The 3,793-nt window shown below is 61.9% G+C and carries 4 protein-coding genes; all 4 read right to left on the bottom strand.

Features of this window, described 5'->3' with window-relative positions; all coding sequences use genetic code 11:
* Positions 1-142, bottom strand: a 142-nt coding sequence (locus PLL20_21985) for an ATP-binding protein (GenBank protein ID HPD32670.1), incomplete at its 3' end; no start/stop codon positions are given.
* Positions 143-331: 189 nt separating this feature from the next.
* Positions 332-2,446, bottom strand: coding sequence for a PmoA family protein (locus PLL20_21980; protein ID HPD32669.1), 2,115 nt, complete (start codon positions 2,444-2,446; stop codon positions 332-334).
* A 106-nt stretch (positions 2,447-2,552) separates the two neighbouring features.
* Positions 2,553-2,900: a type II secretion system protein GspG gene (locus tag PLL20_21975; protein ID HPD32668.1), complete on the bottom strand. Its 348-nt coding sequence runs from the start codon at positions 2,898-2,900 to the stop codon at positions 2,553-2,555.
* 150 nt (positions 2,901-3,050) lie between these two features.
* Positions 3,051-3,527, bottom strand: a complete 477-nt coding sequence (locus PLL20_21970; GenBank protein ID HPD32667.1) for a type II secretion system protein GspG — start codon at positions 3,525-3,527, stop codon at positions 3,051-3,053.
* Positions 3,528-3,793 lie beyond the last annotated feature (266 nt).

Raw genomic sequence — 3,793 nt, 5'->3', positions numbered from 1 at the left:
GGTTATTGATGATGTCGATGGCGGTGGCGAAGCGGGCGCGATAGCCCGCGTGGCAGGCGGCCAGGCCCAAGGCGATCGCGGCGTGCGTTTTGCCCCACCCGCACAACCTGCCTGAGTGTCTCACCGTCGAGCGCCTCGGCATTCGCCCGGCGACGATTGGCGCCCCGAAGGGAGAACTCATCCACCGAGCTGATCCGCAAGCTACAAGAGAATGGCTCGTGTGAGCTTTTAGTCTCTTCCATCGGGACTGGTGCGCATTTTGCGCGCATGTTTCTGGATCGCGGTACGCTTGGGTTGCGGCCCGCAAAAAGGCGGTCCGCCTTAGCGGCTTCTAGCCTCCCAATTCCTCAATCGCAATTCGCTTGCACTCGATCCAGCGGTCTCGGGTGTTCGGGCCGTTCATGTAGTAGACGACCACGACATGGCTGTCGTCGGCCAGGCAGACGCTGGGGTAGCCGAGATCGGTGTTGACACCGGAGGCGGCGATCACCAGTTCCCGGTGCACGTCCCACGTCTTACCGCCATCATCGCTGACGCATGCTCGCACGCCGAAGGGCTGATGCCGATAGCCATAGACCAGGAGAACGCGTTTGTCGGGCAGCCGTACCAGGTCGGCCGGGTGCCCGATCAGTGGCAACCGTTCGGCCGGCGACCAGGTGAGACCGTCATCACCGGATCGAGCGGTGAACATGTGGTCCTGGGCGTTGGCGGTCCGCATCACCGCCACGATGGTGCCGTCGGCGTTTTCGACCAGGGCCGGTTCCTGCATGGCGATCTTGCCACCGGGGTCGACGGCCATAAGGATCTGCTCACTCCACGTTTTGCCGCCGTCGGCACTGCGAAAAACATAGGCCTGGTCGACGGGCTGCGATTTCGATCGCCCGTAAACCGGCAGCAGCAGCGTGCCTTTCGATGTTTCGATGGCCGACGACGACGTGGCGAGCAACTGTTCGGCCTTAACTCCCATGTCCCTGGGCTTCAGTTCCCAAGTGAGCGAAGCGGCCTTGCCCCAGAGCGTTTTCACCCCGCCGGGTTCGGCATAGTCGCCCCACGCTCCGCGGTCGACTCGCCGGGCGTACGGGGGATTATGCTGCTTGACGTAGGCCTCGCTGCGGCCGACCCAATTGAAGAAGCTCAGCAGCAAACGGCCGTCGCGAAGCGCCGCAACCGATGGGTCGTTCTGGCAGTCCGGGTCGTCATAGATGACAAATGGCTTGGACCACGTGCGGCCGCCATCATCCGAAATCGAGCCGACGATGCGGGCATCCGCTTCGATGTGGCGGATCTGCTCTGGATAGGTCGCGTCGCGAAAGACGCACAAGAGACGCCCGTCGGGCAGCCGCTCGACATCCGGGAAGGACGTGTATCGCGCCGGGTCGCGGAACACCGTGATCGGTTCTCCGCCGATCGTCCGGAGATCGTCTGGTCCTGAGGCGGGCTTGCTCGTCTGAACGATTCTTGGTGCTGTTGACGCGGTCTTGCTATTGCTCGGCGGTCCCATCTCGGGAAGTGGCGCTTCGGCGAACCGCTTCCACAGCGGATCGATACGCTCGGGTTCCGGTACGCCTGCGTGGACCCATAAACCATAACGCAGCCGCAGAGGCGCTTCCGGCCGGACATTCAGCGGCTTGGTCAATGTCAGGCTGGCACCCATCCAGCCGTCGTCGCGCACGTGGAAGGGGACCGGATGATTTGGGTTCGCCGGGTGGTCCATCAGGGTGATGCCACCTGTGGCGTCGGCCGTGACCGGTCCGCTGTAGTCGACCCACCGGGCGGGTTTGCGAAAGACCTCCTTCTCGTTTCGCAGCCCCTGCGAGTTGAGAATCCGCCCGCCCCCCTCACGAACACTGATGGTCTTGACCATGCGCACGCCGATCAGGCCGAACGGACTGGTATTGAGCGTTACCTCGCTGTTTGGGGGAGCATCGAGCCGGATGTCGATGAACATCAGCCACTCCTTGTCGCCGAGCGGCTCGACCGCGATGCGGCGCTGCTCGATCATCAGTGTTTTGCCGTCAGCGTCCTGCCACGCATTCATTGAGAGCAAGGCTGCCTGCTCAGGACCGTCCTCGTATCGAGAGACACCCTGGCAGACGATCCGGGCGTTACCATCTACCCAGAAATTGACGCCGTTGACGTTCTGATGGGAAATCCAGACGGAGTTGTGGTGGCTGTGGCCGATGGGGTCCTGAGGGGGGGCCATGCCGGCGTAGCTGCACCCGGCCGGGCCGACCAGCGGGAACAGGAACGGCCGGTTGAGCGTCGGGCCGAAGTGGTAGCGGGTCAGTTCACGGCCGTGATGCTGAAACGATGCCTGAGCATACGGCAGGGGGATTACCATGACTTCAGGAACCGGCTTGGCTTCCGGCAACCGCTCGTCGCCGAATGAAACGGGTGTTGCCAGGCCAACTGCCACGGTTGCGACAAACGTGATTCTCACGATCATTCGGCGTCCTCCTGTGAATGGGGGTCCCAGTATAACATTGGGGGCGGGTTGTTGCCTGTGATCGGCCTCTCGTCAGGCAGAGCACTTGTCCGTGACGATATGTGTCTCACCAGTTGTTGATATCGTCTGCTGTGCCGTCGACGCCGTCCGGGCCGGCGCTCCAGAGGTCATAGTGCCCGAGGTTCTTGACGCCAGGCGACTTGTAGCGGAGCGGTCGGCCCCAGGTGTCTCTGAGTGTGCCCGGGTTTTCAACGTAGGGCCCTTTCCACCTCGCCCCTGCTTCCCCGGAAGGCCGCACCACAAGGTCATCGAGCGAGGTCGGATAGGCGCCGAGGTGCAATTGGTACAGTGCAAGCACGCTACTGAGTGAGGCCATCTCGGCTTTGGTTTGGCTACTGCCTCCGCACCCAGTGCAACAAGGGGCGGTCAAAGTCACGAATGTCGAATATAGCATGGGACAGAGCGTGATCGAGGCCAGCGTGACGAGGATTATCAGGGCGGAGTTTGGCGGCACTGTCCTTCGAGCCGAAGCGTAGTTCAGAGTCACGGGTTCAGTGTGCGGATCGTGTTCCATGGCTCGATTCCCTATCCCGTTCCATGCGGATCATGGATCGTCTAACACCCAGTTGCAGATGTCGTCGTCGGTCCCGTCCTCGCCGTCTTTGCCGGCGCTCCAGAGGTCATAGTGCTGGGGATTGTGAATTCCGGGGTTCTTGTACAGCAACTCTTGTCCCCAGCCATCCCTAAGCGTGTGGACGCTGTCCACGTAAGGCCCGCGCCAGACTTCTTGTGACATCCCTGGGGGCAAGCGGCACAGGTCAGCGAGCGAAGTCGGGTATGAGCCTACGCTGCGGTGGTACGACTGGAGAGAGTCCGCCACTGTGTCCAGACAAACGCGGGTGACGCGAACGGACGCGTCAGGACCTCCGTTCAGCCGTGGCCTCAGGAACATCACTGCGAAGAGAAGTAACGCAGCAACGATCAGCAGGAGGAACGTCTTCTCTCGCGTGCTGCATCGCCGGGGACTCGGCTCTGGGCCGTAGTTCATCGTAAACAGTTCTTCTCGTTCGGGTGGCTCCATCGCGCACTTCCGCCTCTAGACTGAGGTGCTCTCAGGGAAGTCCCGACCAGCGGCCCACCGATTCCAAGAGCTTGTACAACCAAGATCACGATCGGATGCACGCGCGGGATAGATGGCCCAGGTCCGAAAGCACCTGGGCTGCTTGGGAGAAGTGCCGACGAGGGCGTCGGCACTTGTCTGGACCGGCTCTGCCAATAGCTCACAGTTGAGAGCTAACCCAAGTTGAACAGCCAAAGGCGATTCCAGGTTTTTTGGGGGGTGTCGAA

The sequence above is a fragment of the Phycisphaerae bacterium genome (genome assembly GCA_035384605.1).
In the GTDB taxonomy this organism is placed as follows: Bacteria; Planctomycetota; Phycisphaerae; order UBA1845; family PWPN01; genus JAUCQB01.
The sequence above is the reverse complement of the archived record's forward strand: the minus strand, read 5'-3'. Positions and strand labels throughout refer to the sequence as shown.

What these genes read in the sequence shown, in the direction of transcription:
- PLL20_21980 (HPD32669.1), bottom strand. Translation starts at nt 2,446, where the DNA reads ATGATCGTGAGAATCACGTTTGTCGCAACCGTGGCAGTTGGCCTGGCA.
- PLL20_21975 (HPD32668.1), bottom strand. Translation starts at nt 2,900, where the DNA reads ATGCTATATTCGACATTCGTGACTTTGACCGCCCCTTGTTGCACTGGG.
- PLL20_21970 (HPD32667.1), bottom strand. Translation starts at nt 3,527, where the DNA reads ATGGAGCCACCCGAACGAGAAGAACTGTTTACGATGAACTACGGCCCA.